An 18,004-nucleotide genomic window follows, 5' to 3' on the forward strand; every position below is an offset into this window, starting at 1 on the left:
GCCAGAGACAACGGCAGTCACGGCACCAGTTTCATAGCGCTCGCGAGTTCGAGCCTTTTACCGATTGCGTTCTGACCGATGGTCGTCTTTGACGCAGTTATCCTACCCCTTCCGGGAGGCGTGTTCTGGCTTTCCTTTGGTCTTGGTCGCGGCAAACTCTTCGAGCTGTTTCTCGCTCATGGATTTGACCATCTGCTTGGAAGCCCCCTTGAGTTCGCTTTTCGGCGTTTCGCCTCGCTTTGCGGAAAGGGCTGCTCCAGCCGCCTTCTGCTGTGCCTTGGATTTTGCTGGCATGTCGGTTCTCCTTTTCACGCTCAACTCCGGCGAAGAAGGATAGTTCCTGAGCCCGTGCCAAGTAGAACCCCGACGGATCTTACCGATGCCGGCTTGGTTGCTCGCGGGATCTTTTTACGGACGTTCCGGCTGGCCGCTTTGGGCGGCGGCGAGAATGGCGTCGATGAGACGGTGCACCTTCAGTGCCTCGCGCCCGCTGACGCACGGCTCGCGTCCATCCTCGATAGCATCGAGAAAATCGGCAAGCACGGAGCGATGATGGTCGTGCGGGAAGGCCATAGGATCGGCGCCGGCACCGCCGGCTGCTTCGTCTTCGATTGAGATTTCGGTTCCATCGTGGAAGGAAGCGGCAAGACGTCGCCCGTCAAGGCGGGCCATGCCGCGCGTGCCGATGACGTCGATCTCGTCCGGATAACCGAGGGAGGCACAGGTGGTAGCGCTGACCGTGCCTATTGCTCCGCTTGTAAAGCGAATGGCCGCCATCGCCAGATCTTCCGTCTCCATGCGGTGCACCTTGCTGGTTGTCGTATAGGCTCTGACCTCCTCTGGAAGGCCGGCGAGCGAAACCAGAAGATCAAGTGTGTGGATGGCCTGGGTGAGAAGCACGCCGCCGCCATCGCGAGCACGCGTGCCGCGTCCCGGCTGGTCATAATAGCTTTGCGGCCGCCAGTTGTGGAGACGCGCCGAAGCGCTGACGATCTCGCCGAGGCGCCCTTCATGGATCAGTGCGGCAAGTGCAATACTGACCGGTCGAAAGCGATGCTGAAGCACGATACCAAGCTTTATGCCGGCATGCTCCGTCACCTCGACCAGCGCCCTCGCCCGCTCCTGTGTGATCTCCAGCGGCTTTTCGAGAAGCACATGCTTGTTTGCTTCGGCTGCCCGCCGCACCAGCTCAAGATGCGTATTGGGCGGCGTCAGGATCATGACCGCGGCTATCGACGGGTCGGCCAATATTGTCTCGGCGTCCTCGCAAGTCGCAAAACCGTAAGTTTCTGAAAATGCTTGCCGCCTGGCAGGCGTCGGGCTGAAGGCGGCAGCGACCTCCACCCTATCTTTAAGATCAAGCAGCCCTTTGGCATGCGGCGCTGCTGCCATGCCGAGACCGATCAGCCCGATGCGCAATTTTGCCATCTCAGTCCCTCCGTCAGCCCTTCAGTCGGTCGATACAGGAATGCCCGCATTCACCTGCTTGTCAATGTCTTCGATATGGCCGCGTCTCCAACTTCCTCTGCCTGTTTTGTCCCGCGCCTTGACGATGGGAAATCAGCGCGGCGGTGCCAAGAAATTCATCATACAAGTACGTCGGTTTTGTATGTTGACATTACACCTTGCTGGTTCTAGCCATAATGGGCCGGTTGGAGGAGCGGCAAGAATGAGGGGGCTTTTCGATCCAAATCTTCTTTTTCCAGGAGGCCAGCGCGCGCGCCTTTATGCAGAGGTAAGCAGCGCGCGCCATCGTGAGCCTATGGGGCCCGAGATGTGTCGGTATCCCCTCGATGAGCCCTTTTCTAATTTCGTGAAGCTTCTCAAACGTGCCGGACCAGCAGCGTCCGGTTGCGAAAGAGCCCCGGCAGGAGGACGAAAGCTTGCGAAGGCCTTAGGCTCGCAAAAAAGCGTTACCTGGTCTGAAAAATTAATCGTCATGCAAAACGGGAGGAGAGCATGAAAAACTTAGTTAAACTGGCGGCGGGTCTTATGGTTGCCGCCTCGTTCATGAGCAGCGCGGCCAGCGCCCAAACGGTGCTGAAATCGTCCGATACCCATCCGGACGGCTATCCGACCGTCGAGGGCGTCAAATATTTCGGCGAGCTGGTGAAGGAGCGCACAAAGGGCCGCTATTCGGTCGAAGTCTATCATTCCGCCCAGCTCGGCGAGGAAAAGGACACGATCGAGCAGGTGCGTTCGGGCGTGATCGAGCTGAACCGCATCTCGATGGCGCCGTTCAACGGGACGGTGAAGGAAACCATCGTTCCGGCGCTGCCCTATATCTTCCGTTCAGAAGACCACATGCACAAGGTCATGGACGGCGCGATCGGCGACCAGATCAAGAAGGCGTTCGAACCGGCCGGCCTCGTGGTGCTGGCATATTATGACGCCGGCGCGCGGTCGTTCTACAACAAGACCAAGCCGATCAGCACGGTTGCCGACATGAAAGGCCTGAAGTTCCGCGTTATCCAGTCCGACATCTTCGTGGACATGGTGGCGGCGCTGGGCGCCAACGCCACGCCGATGCCTTATGGCGAAGTCTACTCGGCGATCGAAACGGGCGTCATCGACGGCGCGGAAAACAACTTCCCGAGCTACGACACCGCCAAGCACGCCGAAGTGGCGAAGAACTACTCGCTCGACGAGCACACGATCCTGCCGGAGGTGTTCGTCATGAACAAGGTCGCGTTCGACAAGCTGACGCCGGAGGATCAGGAGATCTTCAAGCAGGCGGCCAAGGACAGCGTCGCAAAGCAGCGCGAGCTCTGGGCAGCCAAGGTCTCTGAATCGCGCGCCAATGTCGAAAAGCTCGGCGCGCAGATCACCACGCCGGAAAAGCAGGGCTTCATCGACGCCATGGCCCCGGTTTACGAGAAGCACGTCAAAGACGACGTGCTGAAGAAGATGGTCGAGGACGTAAAGGCGGTGCAGTAGCCTTCCTTGCCTCCGCTTTTTGGAAGGCGACGTAAGCTACCGGGGTGGGCGGTCATCCCCACCCCGGTTCATTCGCCGTTTCGCGCACATTTCCACCGATCCTCCCGATAAGGGAGAGTGAACGCCCAATTCGACGAGGTCCTTTATGTCGAATAGCCTGACACCCACCGTCAACTTCCTGGCCCGCCTGAGCAACGCCGCCTTATGGCTCGCCGGCGCCGGCCTAGTGCTGATGACGGCCTTCGTCGCCTGGCAGGTATTTTGCCGCTACGTGCTGAACGATTCGCCGAGTTGGACGGAGCCGGGCTCCGTCATGCTGATGAGTTGGTTCATCTTCCTCGGCGCTGCCGTCGGCATCCGGGAGAACAACCACCTTGGTTTCGACGTGCTGCTCTACGTGCTGCCGAAATCCGGCAAGCGCGTCCTGCGCATGATCTCCGACGTGGTCATTCTCGCCTTCGGCGCCGGCATGATCTGGTACGGCGGTGCGCTCATGAGCCTGACCTGGAACACCACCTTGCCGTCGTTGGGTATTTCCGGCGCGTTCGACTATCTGCCGCTCGCCGGCGGCGGCGTGCTTGCCGTGATCTTCTCGCTGGAGCGCATCGTGCTCCGCCTTGCCGGCGAACCGATCGACGACGCGCTGGATGAGGTTTTGCCGGCCGAGATCGCCGTCGAGATCGAAAACATCAACGCCGACCCGAACGTCAATTTGAAAGTATAGCGCGATGGAACTCTGGATTCTGTTCGGTGTCTTCACCACTCTGATGCTGATAGGCACGCCAATCGCCTTTTGCCTCGGCGTCGCCAGCTTCGCCACGGTGGTCTATATGGGCCTGCCGCCGCTGGTCGTCTTCCAGCGGCTCAATTCCGGCATGAGCGTGTTTTCGCTGCTTGCCATCCCCTTCTTCATCTACGCCGGCGACCTGATGGTGCGCGGTGGCATCGCGAGCCGCATCGTCTCCTTTGCTGCTTCCCTCGTCGGCCACGTGCGCGGCGGCCTTGGCCAGGTCAACATCGTCACTGCGACCTTGTTCGGCGGGATTTCCGGTTCGGCGGTGGCGGAAGCCGCAGCTGTCGGTGGCCTGATGATCCCGCAGATGAAGCAGCGCGGCTATGGTGCGGACTACGCCGTCAACGTCACCTCGATGGCGGCGCTGATCGCGCTGCTTCTGCCGCCCTCCCACAACATGATCATCTATTCGATCTCTGCCGGCGGCAAGATATCCATCGCCGACCTGTTCACCGCCGGCATACTGCCCGGCCTTTTGCTTGCAGTCGCACTCATGGTGACTGCTTATATCGTCGCTCGCTCGCGCGGCTATCCGACGGAGCCGTTCCCCGGCTTTACCATGGTCGCGCATCTGCTTGCTGTCGCGTTGCCCGGGCTTTTTTTGATCGCAATCATCTTCGGCGGGGTCAGGTCCGGCATCTTCACGGCGACGGAAAGCTCATGCATCGCTGTGCTCTACGCGCTGCTGGTAACCGTCTTCGTCTACCGGCAGATGAGCTGGAAAGACTTCGTCCACGCCACGCAAGGCGCCGTGCGCACAACGGCTATGGTGCTTTTGATCATCGGCACCGCGGCTGCTTTTTCCTGGCTGATGGCCTTCCTCAAGGTGCCTGCCTCGCTGGTTGCCTGGATGAAGGCCGTGGCTGACGATCCACTGACTGTGCTGCTCCTGCTCAATGTTTTGATGCTTGTGCTCGGCACCTTCATGGACATGGGACCAACGATCATCATCTGCACGCCGATCTTTCTGCCGGTGGCGCAGGCCTACGGCGTTGATCCGGTGCATTTCGGCGTGATCATGATCCTGAATTTCGGCATCGGGCTGAACACGCCCCCAGTCGGCGCGGTGCAATTCGTGGCTTGTGCGGTCGGCAAGATTTCCGTCTGGGAGGCTATGCGCTCGATCTGGCCGTTCTACGGCGCAGGCATCGTTGTGCTCGGACTGGTCACCTACATCCCGGCCATTTCGCTGTGGCTACCGGCTGCGTTCAAATAGGAGAGCGACATGGCGGCCGATACAGCGGTTGATTTGAGGATCGAGCGAAGGCCGAAACTCTCCGAAAGCGTGGTTTCGGCCATCCGCGCACAGGTCTTGTCTGGGGAATACGCGCCCGGCCAGAAACTGCCGACGGAGAGCCGGATGGGCGAGCTCTTCGGCGTCAGCCGCACCGTTGTTCGCGAGGCGATTGCGACCCTTGCCGCCGATGGACTCGTCGAGGCGCGGCAAGGCGCCGGCGTCTTCGTCAAGGACCACCCGACGCTTGCCTTCGGTTCGATCACGCTTGACGTCGGCAACAAGATCTCCCATGCGCTTAACGTGATCGAGGTGCGCATGGGGCTCGAGATCGAAAGTGCGGGGCTTGCTGCGCTCCGTCGCAATGGCGCCCAGGAGGCACAGATCCACGAAGCTTTCTTCGAATTCGACCGGCTGCTTGAGCGTGGCGAGGCAACAGGCAAGAGCGACTTCGCTTTCCACCGCGCAATTGCGGCTGCCACGAACAACTCCTATTATGTCGAGGTCCTCGATGCACTCGGCATGCGGGCAATCCCCTGCGATGTCGCTTCGCCCTGGGGTACCGACAGCATGCTTTCGCGCAACTATCAGGAAGGACTGCAGCGCGAGCATCTTTCAATCCTGAAGGCGATTTCCGCAAGCGACCCGGAAGCCGCCCGCGCCGCCATGCGCGCCCACCTGACCGCCAGCCAGGAACGCTATCGCGCCCTTTTGAGCGGCCAGCAGGCAAAATGGATTTCAGGAACCGCCAAGCGCAAGGGCTGATCCTTTACTTCCAACCCGAAGGCAGCCTGTATTTGGCAGAGGCACGCTCGCACGCAGCTCAGAAACTGGCGTCTGTTCCAAAAGGGCATGCAGATCGCATCCACGGCTGAAACCTTGTGCGCACTCAACTGTGAATGGCTGAAATCACGCCCATGCTGTAATCTTCAGCCGGAGTAACGAGGAGTGAACGTGGAAAGAAAGCTCGCTGCGATCATGGCCGGCGACATCGCCGGATATAGCCGCCTCATGGCCGATGATGAGGCAACGACCTATGCAGAGCTGCGTTCAGTTTTCGACGATATAATCAAACCGTCGGTCGAGCGCCACGGAGGCCGGATTTTCAAGAGCGCCGGCGACGGGTTCCTTGCCGCATTTCCAAGCGTGAATGAGGCGCTTGATGCGGCTATAGGCATCCAGCTCGGCTTTGCCGAAAGTCCTTTCAATCTGCGTCTCGGTATAAATCTTGGAGATGTCATCGAGGATGATGGCGACATGTTTGGTGATGGCGTCAACGTCGCGTCGCGGCTTGAAGCCATGGCCGAGCCAGGCAGCATATTTGTGAGCGCTGCGGTCGTACGGAGCGCCGACCGCGGTCGTAGTGACCTTTTCCACAGAATCGGATTACGGCAAGTCAAAAACATCCCCGAGCAACTTGAGGTCTATGCGGTCAGGTTAGACGGCGCCAGCGGTAGCGGATTGAGGTGGCTTACGCGCGCCCTGCACCGGTCGCGCGGGGCGGTGCCCTATGCGATTGGCCTAAGCGTCGTCCTCCTTGTCATCGCAGCAACCCAGGTTCCTGGATTGAAAGCGATGACAGAAACGATCGCCGACAGGGTTACTTGGCTGACCGGCGTCGGAGATATGGATCGGCGTCCCTCAGTTGCCGTGCTTCCCTTCGACAATATGAGTGGCGATACGGGACAGAACTATTTTGCCGATGGACTGACGGAAGACATCATCACGGAACTGGCACGCAATCCCGAGCTTCAGGTGATTGCTCGCAATTCCACATTCGCATTGCGCGGAGAGGCGGCCGATATCCGCGACGTCGGCGAAAAGTTGGATGCCGGCTATATTGTGGAAGGCAGCGCGCGGCGAGTGGGTGATCAGCTTCGCGTCGTCGCGCAGCTGATTGATACGCGCAGCGGCGCCCATCTGTGGTCGAAAAGCTATGATCGCCGTGTCGCAGACGTCTTTGCCGTACAGACGGAACTCACGACCGAGATTGTTTCGCACCTCGTATCGTATGTTCGCGAATCTGAAGTTGCCGACGCCTCAAAACGGCCAACCGAAAACCTGCAGGCCTATGATCTCGTCCTCCAGGCGCGCGATCGTTACAAACATGGTTCGAAAGACAACGAAGCGCTTCTTGCCGCGCGAGCGCTTTATCATCGGGCGTTGGAGCTGGATCCGGGGTATGCGTTGGCGCGAGCCCATCTCGGCATGACCTACATCGTCGACATGACCCAAGGCATAAGCGGTCGAGCCACGATGGCCGATGTGGAAACGGGCTTGAGCGAGGCGCGACAGGCGATCCGTCTCGATCCCAACCTTGCCATTGGTTACCAGGTGTTGAGCTTCGGTCTTGCAGCCAGCGGTGATTATCCCGGCGCCATGCAGGCCGCGGGCCGCGCGGTGGAATTCAACCCCAACGACCCTGACAGCCTCATGGCCTTGGCAAAGGCGCAGGTCCGTTTCGGTGCTTACCGCGAGGCAGTAAGCAATGCCGAACGCGCGCGGCGCCTGCACCCCATGGCGCCGGAATACTACACCTATGTCCACGGCCAGGCACTTTATGCCGCTGGTCGTCTGGAAGAGGCGGACAGCGTCATTGGAGAGTGCCTGATCCGTGCGCCGCAGGACGCGGATTGCCTGCTGATCCGAACCGCATTGTTGGCGGGTCGCGGGGATGTGGCAGAAGCCCAGGTTGCAATGGCGCGATTGGTGCAAACCAAACCCGAGTTCTCGCTGGCCTCCGAACGCAACTATCGGCGCTTTGGAGATTCTCCTCTGATGGAACAATTCCTGCAGGAACTTTCCCGTGCAAAGGCTCCAGAAACCGCTTTGCGCTCAGGCTTTATCGAACGAAACACTGCATGAGCGCGGCAAGTGATCCGCGCGCGTCCTCTGTGCCGTCTGGATCGATGAGAAATCAATCCAACCTCTGAATCCGCTTGCGCCTGCGCAGGATTCCAGCGAGTGTTAACTTGCCGATAGGTTGTGGGATGAGCCATGGACAGTGCGCAGTGGGTTCAGCCGGTAATGATCGTCTGCAAGCAAAGCGGACAGCTCTACACGATAACAAATACCCGGGAAGCCCTCGATATCCTTCTCCGGTATTGGCCAGTCTCTGATGGCAAGGCATTTTTCGATGCCATGGAGGTATGCATCGGCGTAGCGGAGGGAAGAACGTCGAAAGAGCAAGCAAGGCAAGCCTTCATCGATGCCGCCCATGAAGCGCACATCCCCGTCGAAATTCCTGACGTTATCCGAGTAAGAGTCTGATTTCCGTGCAACTCTAAGCGGCTGGCCAGGATGCGTTTTTATCATATCGCATTCGTGCGGAAGCGCTCTGTGAGGTCACCGAAGGATTGGGTCGCGGTAACTGGTCGCTCGTGATGATATTCGACTGGCAATAGCGGGCAAGCAATTGGTGCGTTGCTGCCCGCCTTCTGCTACCAACGTAGCGCTGAGCTTCTTAATCCGAACACGCGAAAGTGGCCCGCGAACCCGAGCAGCCGACTATCAATGGGTTCCTCGCCGAATTGCCAATCGCATGGCCATGGTTAGGGTCCGAGGCGGCAAGAGGTGAACGTTAGCTCAGTTGATTCCAATCTTCTTGCGGAGCTTCATCGCAATTTTCTCCCGCTGAACTATCATGTTGTGCTTCCAGCGTGGCAGAGAATTTTGCCAGGTCTTGATGCCAACTCTCCCGCGTTTCATTGCGAAGGGCACCGTTCCAGGCCAAAAGTGACTTAGCCGTTCAAGCCACCACTCTTCGTCATGCTGCGAAACATGTGCATTTCGGCCATCGGACAGGGTAGCTTTTGCTGGTCGTGTGTCGATCACATGCAATGCATTTGGTGCGAGCGTCGCCATTTCGCGTAGAACTGCGTCCATTTCTTCTTCCGGAATATGCTCCAGTACATCGAAACTGACCACAACGGAAAAGCGGCGGTTCGGCGGGGTTGCCCTGTCAGGAATAGCCGGATCGAAAGCTACGACATCCCTTATGCCGGCCTTTTTCCCGAGTCGTTCAGCAATGCGGCTTCGACCAGCACCGTAATCAATCAGAGATTCAGGTTTGAACGCCATCAAATGCGGCAAAACCTCCGGCAAGTGCCTCCCCCCAAAGCCATAGACGCCGGATGAATGAAGATGTGCATAGTCATCGATGAATTTGCGTTCCAAAATCGCTTCTCCGATTATTTGGAGCATGATACCGCGTCGCACCTCTCATGGCGAAAGACCGTTGTCAATGCTGGAACACGCCCTTCGCTCTGTTCGAGTTCTGCGGGCTTGATGCCGTCTCAACCGCCCGAACGAGCCGCGTCAGCACGGCGATATCAACGCCACTGTCAAAGCGAAGGCTGCGCCCCCAATCCAATCGCAACTCAATTCATCCCCAGTACCCTGCCGAGCGCATCACCTCGCACCGGGGACCGTTGCAGGTAGCTCAACAAGGATCATGGGACGCGGCGGCACTCGCTAAATAAGGAAATGTCGTTGAAAAGTGCGCATGATGAAGTCGACCGACTGATCTGTCGGATGACGAAAATCGTCTTTCATCGGATCAGGGAGAAAAGACGTAATCATTTCGTAGGACGGAAAATAGAAGAACTTTTTATCCTCTGCAGGTTGAGGCTCTCGCATCAGTTCGTCTATGGCTACTCGCAAGGAGGCTTTCGACACCGAGTTGGCAGTTATGCATGAAATCGGTCGGAAAGTAGCGGCAAGCGGCACAGGCGACAACGTCATGATGATGGTCGCGTCTGGACGATGTGTTCTAATCAACTCGTAGACACGCCTGAGGTTATCAAGGTTTTCGGCCGCACTCATCACCCTGAATCCATGCCGTTGCGGATCAAAGTCGCGCTTTGGAATAGCACGCCAGAATATCTCGCCGGTGGGCTTGTCGTACCAGACTTCTGAAAGCCCCAGAGTCAGTATGAAAACGTCAGACTTCTCAAAGATTTGTTTCGTGGAATTTCTGACGTCCTCGGAATAGTCGCCCGGCACACCCGCCTTGTCATGCCATAGCTCGATTTTAGGGGCATTTCCTTCAAACGCCCATTCGAACTGTTGCCGGATAGCCGCCGAATTCACGATACCCTCCCCACTTCTCACGACGTAAGAATTGAGGGACATGTCGCGGCCGAATACCTGATAGCCTTCTTTGTAAAGGAATTTGGTAACCTCGCTGGCGAAGCAACTTCCGAAGGCTGTGATATAGTGTTCTTTGCTAATCAGGGGCGCGGTTGGTAACCATCCCTTTCCAACATATTCATCGACAGAACTCAGATCTTTGATCGCCTGCTTGTCCGGATAGAAATTGGTCGTTTCACCGCGATACCAGGTGGCATGAGCGCGCCGCGTCCGTTTTCCCGTCTCATAGTAAATATGGTTCGCGCTCTCCTCTTTCTTCACAAGGCCCAACGCGCGCTTCACACGGTAAATCATTGTTTTTTTTGCAGCTGCGGACATAATGTTAAATCCCGAATATTCCACCGGTAAATACACCGGTCCTGGACGAGGGTTACATCCGACGGAAGAAACCGACTGTCGGCTTCAACAACTCGCAGAACATATCGTTCCTCAAAGCCATAGTCATATAGTTCGCATCCACGGTATACCCGAGTGATCCAATGACACCTTGCGCCACGAGCGGCAACCACGATGTTCCATCTTCGCCGTTTATCATTCGCAGCAGCTCCCGTTCGTAGACGAAGGTTAGCGGGAGCAATCCAAGTTGCTATCTTTGGAAATGATCGAAATTTTTGACCAAATCGGCGTAGTCATCGATTACATGCTCCTTCCACTCGCTGTGTGAGCCGTCCGCTTCTCTCAGGATGTCGCTGAAATTTCCAGCTGCCAATTTAATCCAAAGGCCCGAGCACAAGCCTCTACGGGTTTGGGGGAAGGCACTAAATCCCGCCCAAGTTCTTCCCCGCCACGATTTTAAGCACTGAATCCCAACTGGCTAAGCCGAGCGTAAAGACCGTCATTAAGCTTCGCTAGCGTCTCGTGATCGCCTTCTTCGACGACACGTCCCTGCTGCATGACGACGATCTTGTCGGCGCGCACGACGGTGGAAAGCCGGTGGGCGATGACGACGACGGTGCGGCCGGTCATCGCTTCGTCGAGAGCCTTCTGGACGGCAGCTTCGGACTCGGTGTCGAGGGCGGAGGTGGCCTCGTCGAGCAAGAGGATTGGGGCGTTGCGCACTAGCGCGCGGGCAATCGACAGGCGCTGGCGCTGGCCGCCCGACAGAGTCACGCCGTTTTCGCCGACGGGCGTATCGTAACCCTGCGGCTGCGCGAGGATGAAATCATGCGCGTAGGCAAGCCGTGCGGCTTCCTCGACCTCGGCATCCGTCGCATCGGGCCGGCCATATCGGATATTGTTGCGGATCGAGCCTTCGAAGAGGTAGGGTTGCTGCGAGACATAGGCGAGATGCTCACGCAGGGACTGTTTGGTGACATGGGCGATGTCCTGCCCGTCGATCAGGATCTCGCCGCCCTTCGGGTCATAGAAGCGCGGGATCAGATTCATGATCGTCGATTTTCCGGCACCGGAAGGGCCGACGAGCGCCGTCGTCTTACCGCCTTCGGCGACGAAGCTGACGCCGTTCAACACGGTATCGGTGCCATAAGCGAAAGAGACGTCGCGGAACTCGATCCGTGCCTCCGTCGGCCTCAGCGGCTTTGCATCCGGCAGGTCGCGCTGACGTGGTTCCATGTCTAACAGATCGTAGATCATCCGTGCGTGGACGGCAGCCCGCTCCATCTGCACCTGCAGCTTCGCAAGACGGCGCAAGGGATCGTAGAGCAGCAGCAGGGCCGTGAAGAACGAGAAGAAGGCGCCGGGCGGTACATTGAAATAGATCGAGCGATAGGCGGCATAAGCAAGTACGCCCGCAAGCATGAGGCCAGCAAAGCTCTCGGTTACTGGTGCGTTGCGTTCAGATAGGCGGGCAAGTTGATTGGATCGATTTTCGACCGCAACGATGACATCTTCGACCCGGGCTTCCAGCGCGCGCTCCATCGTAAAGGCCTTAACCACGGCAATACCCTGGATCGTCTCCTGCATGGTCCCGAAAAAAATGCCGTTGAGCCGTATGCCTTTTAAGGCAACCTCTTTAAGGCGACGTGAAAAAAACCTGAGCCCGAAGAGCAGCGCTGGTGCCATCAGCAAAACGACGATGCTCAGCAGCCAATCCTGATAGACCATCACTGCGAGCAGCGAGACGAAGGAGAGCATGTCCCGCGCCGTCGACGTAACCGTCAGATTGAGAACGTCCCGTATGCCGGAGATATTCTGGCTCAGCAACGCAGCGACCTGCCCCGACCGTCGTTCGTCGAAAAATTCGAGCGGAAGCGTCATCAGATGAGCCGCAAGCCGTTTCTGGTAGCGGGCGACGATACTGTTGCTGACCCTTGAAAGCGCAACAGCCTGACCGTAACTTGCAAATCCTCGGATGACGAATGCGGCGAACAGCGAGAAACAGATCAGCCATACAAGCTTTGCGTCTTTACTGACAAAGGCCTCGTCGACAATGCCCTTCATTGCGTAGGCGGTATAGGCAGTAGAAAGCGCGACCGCAACGAGGCAGGCAATTGCGAAGCTATAGCCAGGGATATGGTCCCGGAAGTTTTCGGAGACCACCCGCTTCAATATCTCAAGAGTGCGGACGTTCGGTTTTGCTGGAGACATGAGCGCTCGTATGAATTTCCCGTCGGCTCAGCCAAGCGGTAGGGTCGAGCTGGCGTCTTACCGGCCAATGACCGGAAAGTCGAGTATTCATCGCGCCTGATAAAACGGCCTGTCTGCCCGGAAGCATTCGGCTGACCGTCTTTGCACAGCCATCAGATTCATGTAAACGCTGCGCGAGAACGCGACTGCCATTAACTTTAGAATGGGGTCGGGCAGCAGATTGACGTCACGCTGCTGCCACGAGATCACGTGGCCGTCCTCTTTCTGACAGCCTGCTAGCCTTTGCCGCCACCGGAGCTTGCCAGGCACGAAAAATGCCGCAGAATCGTGATCTGCAATGAATTGACTGTGCGAGAGACGGCTCCATGACAGATCAGGACGAAGACCAATTCTGCTTCAATCTCCGTAGCGTCATCGCGGGAAGGAGGATCTCGCTGGTCGGTAATGCAGCGTCTCTGCTCTCCTCGCGCTTCGGTGCGCAAATCGACGATGGATGTGTAGTCAGAGTCAATTCCGGAGTGCCAATACGCCCAGCTGCCCAGGGTCGGAGGATCGATATCCATTGTTTCAGCACAAGATCAAGCTTCCTTTACAATATGGGTCGCGCATCCTGGCGTGTGCGACTTAAGAGGCGCTATTTCGACGGTGTCTTCTCCGTCTGGATGAGCGCGATGGAACGCGACCTGTGCGAGGATCCGCAGCAGGCCTTTTATCCTATCGCATTGCTGGACGATTTGACGGCTCGGCTAGGTGCGTCTCCCTCGATCGGCTCAAGAGCACTTCACATGCTAACCGAACTAACGGAGGCTGAAGTTTGGATGTTCGGCTTCGATTTCAAGGAGAGCATGAGCTACTATCGCCGGAAAGACAACCGCGGACCGCATGATTGGGCTGCGGAACGAGAGTACGCATATTCGCTGGTTCGTAACGGTCGCGTCGTCCTGATGCGCTGAGCCGTCGTCGCTGCTTGAAACGATACTGCTAGCTGAAAAACGCCATATCGGTGTTTGATATCTTCGGGCGATCCAGTTTCATGGTGACGCCATCTAACCAAATAGGAACCGCCGTACGTTGGCCCCGAGCGCAACGCGCACTCCTCGCTGCTCTGCAGCAGAAATATAGCGCATAACGACTGTCTTCTCCCGAGCTGGATCGTGCACGTACGACGCCGCCGCCCACGCGCGTGCCTCATCGGCAGTCGCCACGGCGTCGTTGTAGCCGAGAAGATAAGGTGTCTGGAAGAACGTGAAGCCGTGGATGGCGACTTCTCTGCACTGTGCGCTGAGAAAAAAGAGGATTGCACTGGCGCCGACCGTCGGTTGAAATCCGTCCAGCTGGCGCCGCACACCCTCACAAAAGCGAGTTGAAGGCACAACTAGTTCGGTTGCCTGACAACCGTGCAGTTCCTCGCGCTTCTTGTACAAACGAGATTTGCTACCTTTGAAGCCCCAGTGAGGGAACACTAAAAAGCGAACGCCTTGCTCTCGCAGGAGGGGCGCCGGGATAGCGCCTGCGCTTCGGTCGCCGTGCTCCATAAGATTGTGAAACAGCACATCGGTACGCGAGCCCAGAACGGAGGGATTTTTTTGAGCAAGCGCTATCCCGTTGTTCAGCCGGACGATCACATCATAGCCGTCAACGCTGACGTTCTCGAGATCCTCGACAACCGTTTGTGCGGGGCCGATAATTATCACTCTCTTTCCTGCAAAGGCCGACGCATTCAGTAACGGTATTCGCCACGGATTAAGCGGTGAAGCGATAAATTTGAATCTCATCCACCGTTGGATGACGTCCAAAGTGCGGCCAGTCTGGCTGAGTAGTCTCACGTATGCTTCTCTGGTCACACCCGTTCATCCGGAATTGGGCTACGCAGCTTTGACTGTGCGCGATCTCGGTAATCGGCAATCTTGCTGACAATTTCTGCGCGTCGGTCGACGGCCTCCTTCACGATCTCGACATTCAGAGACTCGAGGTTCGATATTTTCAACGGCAACGCCGCATCATTGACCACTGCCAGAACTTTCGACCGATCAGTCAAAGGCAATATGGGTACACCCGCAAATGATGCGAGGATGAGACCGTGAAGCCGATTGGTAATGACGACGTCACTGGCTTTCATTTCGGCTACGGTCTCCTGCCAGGTTAGAGGCGCGAGAAACTGTGCTCCGTACGCCTCGGCGCTCGGCTTTTGAACCGCGAAGTCCTCGCTTTCACAGGTTGTCAGAAGTGCAATCGAAATGCCGTGCGGGCGCAAACGCTGAAGCGCCCCGCTGATTGCGATCGCCTCCTGACTCGTTACTACGAGTAGCACTCGTAGCGTTTTCCCACGAGGTGCGGCCTCTACGCTTTTTCCAATTTCAGCTAGCGAAAAGACACAGTCGGCACCTAGCGCAGCATCGAGCCCAAGACCCTTGAGCATACCTTCCGATGTGCTGTCGCGAGCGATGAGCGGGCCTTGGATGCGGGAAAAATCGGCAGCTAAACCGCTCCGGGTGTTCACCTTCCAAAGGGATGAAGAGACAGAGACGGGATAGGAAAAGATTCGATCGGTATGTGCAGCCATAGCTCTTAGCGTGGCGAACATAGATACTCCCGAGTTCTCACCCGTCCACTGTGCTCCGCCGGCAATATAGACTCCATCATATCGCGAAAAAGTTTCCGCGTCGGGAGTCGCGTTCCTAGCCAAGGATTTGATCCTTAAAGCTTGGTAACGCTGCCGCAGGCGAAAAAATCTCGCAATTTTGACCCTTACCCGGTGGAGACGATGATTGTCCGTGAATGTCGTTCCTGCAAGTTCAAACGGTGGAGCAACTTTCCGAAAGGCCGCGAGCCTGGCGCGATCTACGGATACAAATCCTTGGGAATAGACATGGACAGGATGCCCTGAACGCTTTCGTTCTAGATCGACGAGCATCGCATGCAATATTGCGAAGTCGCCTAAATTACCTTTAAGGTTGGCGAAAACGATCGCGACGGGAGCTTTCATGCTGTGCTTTCTTCGGTTTCGTTTAGTTTTGCGTGGCGTTGCATGTGCCGAGAGGCGCTGTCAAGATTGGTCGGGGAGCGGAGTTTTGTTTTGATTGACGCAGTTGTTACTTGGGTCGATGGGGATGATCCTGCCCATGTTGCAAAAAGGGCTGTTTTTCAACCAAAGGGAATGCATTCTATGGCTACCGCCTCGACGCGCTTCGCGCATCGCGGTGAGATTAAATACTGTGTCTGGTCGATCTTGCACTTCTGTCCTTTTATACGACGCGTATTTGTCGTCACCGACGACCAAAAACCTGACGCTCTGGAAAGCCTCCTAGCTGCGACCCCCGACTGGGAAAGTCGAATCGAAATTGTAAGTCACCGTGCAATTTACGGAGAGCATGACGATTTGCTCCCGGTTTTCAGCTCACGCTCAGTTGAGACGATGCTGTATCGCATTCCGGATCTCGCCGAACAGTTTATCTATCTCAACGATGACATTTTCATTGGACGCAGCTTAACAGCTGACTACTTTTTTCGAGATGGCAGACCTGTGCTCAGGGGGCAGCTAAGGCATTTTCCCAATGGCTCAATCACGTGGCTTAAGGGCCTTTTTCGCCGTGGTCCGAAGCGAGCAGGCTTCAAAGAGGCCCAGCAAATGGCTGCGCGCTTGGCAGGGCGAACCGATGATTATCTCCTTGCGGGACATCACCCTCACGCCATGCGAAGATCGACGATGGCCGCTTTCCTGGAGCAAGACATTACAGCGCTGCGTGCACAGGCTGGTTATCGTTTTCGTAGTCCAGCGCAATTTTCTCCAATCGGCATTGCAAACAACCTGGAACTGAATGATGGCTCCTTCGTGGAGGCGCCTACTGACGTTGGGTTTATAAAGCCTCCTCGAAATAAACGGGCGTCGGCTAAAATCGCTGCTACGATGCGCGCTCTGGTCCGCGGTGAACTTGCGTGCATCTGTGTGCAAAGCCTCGATGCAATGAGCGAACAGGACAGTCGTGTTGTCTCCTCGGGCTTAGAAGAGTGGTTTAGGCTGTCACGTTAGTCTCCGGGGCGGACTCGCCCATCATCCTTCTACGGAAAGCCTGTGAACCGCCGTCGAGCGTGGGCGAGTAGGTTCCGTCGGTGTCGCGAGTTTTCAGCCGCTTCAAAAGCGTGTGGGAGCCGAAGCGTTCTGCCGCTTCCCTTCGGCATGCGTTAATATAGTGGATACGACCGTGATCATCGCTCACGAGCCTGTCGATGAGCCCTGACACCTGATGTGGCTCGCAATAAAGCGCCAGATCACCGAACGTGGGCTCGAATGCAGGAGGAAGGATCACAGGAAGTCCCGAAAGTACCGCCTCGATTATCGTCCGCCCAAAAGCTTCGTCTCTTGTTCGTGCCGGGAAGTTTACAAACACATCAAGTTGCGAAAGGTAGTCTCCAACGCCCGTCGTGCCGAACGGTTCGACCACCCAGTTAGAGGGCAAGGCGCCCAACCGCTTTTTAACCGTTTCTGCTCCGCCCATGATCTTTACGACAATATCAGTGCGGCAAGGGTAGGCAGCCCGAAGTTCCTCCGCATCTTCGAGCCATTTTCCGTCGTGGTCCCGGCCATGTCGTCCGATGACGACAGGGGCTGTTAGGTGCGTCCGCGGCGCAAAGGGGAAATCCTCAATTTTGAAAGCCGGTGGCCAATCGATCGGTGCCAATAAATCCGGGCCAGCAGATTTCGAGAGGACCCTTCTGCATTCTTCGCGGATAATTGGGCTGATTGGATAGATATTCGAGTGCGGAACTCCGATTCTTGCCACGCGACGAAATAGCGCCGGCCAGTTGAACAGCGGTTTGCCGTTCTCGCTCCACGCGGAATTGTTCACGACGAATAAAGCCCGTTCGCCATCGATCCTCTTCATCAGATTGCGGAAGATGGGCGTCATAACCATGCGCGGGCCACGGGCGATAAGGGTTTGGCACTTGATGTATTTGACGTTATCCGCCGGAACGATTTTGTCCATGAAAGGTAAGAAGCGTTCGGCCACCCAATTGCGTTTCCATAGCGACCGTTTGACTGGACAGTGCACTATGATCGCAGTCAGCCCAGCGGCGGTAAACGCCCTTAGCTCAGTGACAGTCGTTGATGCATTTCCACCGACAAAGGCGCAATTCGTCACGATGCAGATATCGACCGAAAACGTGTCCCCCTGTCTAAAGTTCGAGGCTTCGACGACGCCGCTAGGAGGAGGCTCAATCCATCGGGCGAATAATCGTCTTAATGAAAGGTATCGGGGCATCGGCAGTTCCATTCAACGTGCTGCCCCATAACATAGAGCAGCATTTAAATCGAGCAGGCGAGCAAAGGATCGCCGACAACA

The 18,004-nt window shown here is 56.9% G+C and carries 16 protein-coding genes; 8 read left to right on the forward strand and 8 right to left on the reverse strand.

Annotated features, from left to right (window positions below; all coding sequences use genetic code 11):
* Positions 1-102 precede the first annotated feature (102 nt).
* Positions 103-294, reverse strand: coding sequence for a DUF3008 family protein (locus tag C9413_RS03785; RefSeq protein WP_022716877.1), 192 nt, complete (start codon positions 292-294; stop codon positions 103-105).
* Positions 295-408: 114 nt separating this feature from the next.
* Positions 409-1,428, reverse strand: a complete 1,020-nt coding sequence (locus C9413_RS03790; RefSeq protein WP_170250192.1) for a Gfo/Idh/MocA family oxidoreductase — start codon at positions 1,426-1,428, stop codon at positions 409-411.
* A gap of 531 nt (positions 1,429-1,959) precedes the next feature.
* On the opposite strand from C9413_RS03790, the gene C9413_RS03795 reads away from it, so the two are divergent.
* From C9413_RS03795 to C9413_RS03820, 6 genes are all read left to right on the forward strand, one after another.
* Positions 1,960-2,937 carry a TRAP transporter substrate-binding protein gene (locus C9413_RS03795; RefSeq protein WP_039845772.1) on the forward strand — a complete coding sequence of 326 codons (978 nt, stop codon included), beginning with the start codon at positions 1,960-1,962 and terminating at the stop codon, positions 2,935-2,937.
* Positions 2,938-3,082: 145 nt separating this feature from the next.
* Complete coding sequence (locus C9413_RS03800) at positions 3,083-3,661, forward strand: TRAP transporter small permease (protein WP_039845773.1); 579 nt, start codon at positions 3,083-3,085, stop codon at positions 3,659-3,661.
* A 4-nt stretch (positions 3,662-3,665) separates the two neighbouring features.
* A complete protein-coding gene (locus C9413_RS03805) occupies positions 3,666-4,946 on the forward strand; it encodes a TRAP transporter large permease (RefSeq protein ID WP_039845774.1) in 1,281 nt (426 codons plus the stop codon).
* Between the two features lie 9 nt (positions 4,947-4,955).
* Positions 4,956-5,729 (forward strand): FadR/GntR family transcriptional regulator, encoded by a 774-nt coding sequence (locus tag C9413_RS03810; RefSeq protein WP_039845775.1) that lies wholly within the window; start codon positions 4,956-4,958, stop codon positions 5,727-5,729.
* 189 nt (positions 5,730-5,918) lie between these two features.
* The gene (locus C9413_RS03815; protein WP_039846906.1) at positions 5,919-7,829 is read left to right on the forward strand and encodes an adenylate/guanylate cyclase domain-containing protein; all 1,911 of its coding nucleotides are present in this window, start codon (positions 5,919-5,921) and stop codon (positions 7,827-7,829) included.
* Between the two features lie 132 nt (positions 7,830-7,961).
* A complete protein-coding gene (locus C9413_RS03820; RefSeq protein ID WP_039845776.1) occupies positions 7,962-8,234 on the forward strand; it encodes a DUF982 domain-containing protein in 273 nt (90 codons plus the stop codon).
* Positions 8,235-8,549: 315 nt separating this feature from the next.
* Here the strand turns inward: C9413_RS03820 and C9413_RS03825 are convergent, their stop codons facing one another.
* The 3 genes from C9413_RS03825 to C9413_RS03835 form a co-directional block, all read right to left on the reverse strand.
* Positions 8,550-9,140: a class I SAM-dependent methyltransferase gene (locus C9413_RS03825; protein WP_170250193.1), complete on the reverse strand. Its 591-nt coding sequence runs from the start codon at positions 9,138-9,140 to the stop codon at positions 8,550-8,552.
* Between the two features lie 297 nt (positions 9,141-9,437).
* Positions 9,438-10,433 (reverse strand): GSCFA domain-containing protein, encoded by a 996-nt coding sequence (locus C9413_RS03830; RefSeq protein WP_082046551.1) that lies wholly within the window; start codon positions 10,431-10,433, stop codon positions 9,438-9,440.
* 474 nt (positions 10,434-10,907) lie between these two features.
* Positions 10,908-12,662 (reverse strand): ABC transporter ATP-binding protein, encoded by a 1,755-nt coding sequence (locus C9413_RS03835; RefSeq protein ID WP_039845778.1) that lies wholly within the window; start codon positions 12,660-12,662, stop codon positions 10,908-10,910.
* A 671-nt stretch (positions 12,663-13,333) separates the two neighbouring features.
* On the opposite strand from C9413_RS03835, the gene C9413_RS03840 reads away from it, so the two are divergent.
* A complete protein-coding gene (locus tag C9413_RS03840; RefSeq protein ID WP_170250194.1) occupies positions 13,334-13,615 on the forward strand; it encodes a hypothetical protein in 282 nt (93 codons plus the stop codon).
* A 93-nt stretch (positions 13,616-13,708) separates the two neighbouring features.
* Here the strand turns inward: C9413_RS03840 and C9413_RS03845 are convergent, their stop codons facing one another.
* Both C9413_RS03845 and C9413_RS03850 read right to left on the reverse strand, forming a co-directional pair.
* Positions 13,709-14,356, reverse strand: a complete 648-nt coding sequence (locus tag C9413_RS03845; protein ID WP_170250195.1) for a glycosyltransferase family 29 protein — start codon at positions 14,354-14,356, stop codon at positions 13,709-13,711.
* 146 nt (positions 14,357-14,502) lie between these two features.
* Positions 14,503-15,648, reverse strand: a complete 1,146-nt coding sequence (locus C9413_RS03850) for a polysaccharide pyruvyl transferase family protein (protein WP_039845781.1) — start codon at positions 15,646-15,648, stop codon at positions 14,503-14,505.
* A 90-nt stretch (positions 15,649-15,738) separates the two neighbouring features.
* Between C9413_RS03850 and C9413_RS03855 the strand changes: the two genes are divergently transcribed.
* Positions 15,739-16,692, forward strand: coding sequence for a Stealth CR1 domain-containing protein (locus C9413_RS03855; RefSeq protein ID WP_039845782.1), 954 nt, complete (start codon positions 15,739-15,741; stop codon positions 16,690-16,692).
* Here C9413_RS03855 and C9413_RS03860 read toward each other — a convergent pair.
* Positions 16,676-17,671: a glycosyltransferase gene (locus tag C9413_RS03860; protein WP_170250196.1), complete on the reverse strand. Its 996-nt coding sequence runs from the start codon at positions 17,669-17,671 to the stop codon at positions 16,676-16,678. The genes C9413_RS03855 and C9413_RS03860 overlap by 17 nt on opposite strands.
* Between the last annotated feature and the right edge of the window lie 333 nt (positions 17,672-18,004).

Origin of the sequence: Rhizobium sp. SEMIA 4085, assembly GCF_013004495.1 — a bacterium.
Lineage (GTDB): Bacteria > Pseudomonadota > Alphaproteobacteria > Rhizobiales > Rhizobiaceae > Rhizobium > Rhizobium gallicum.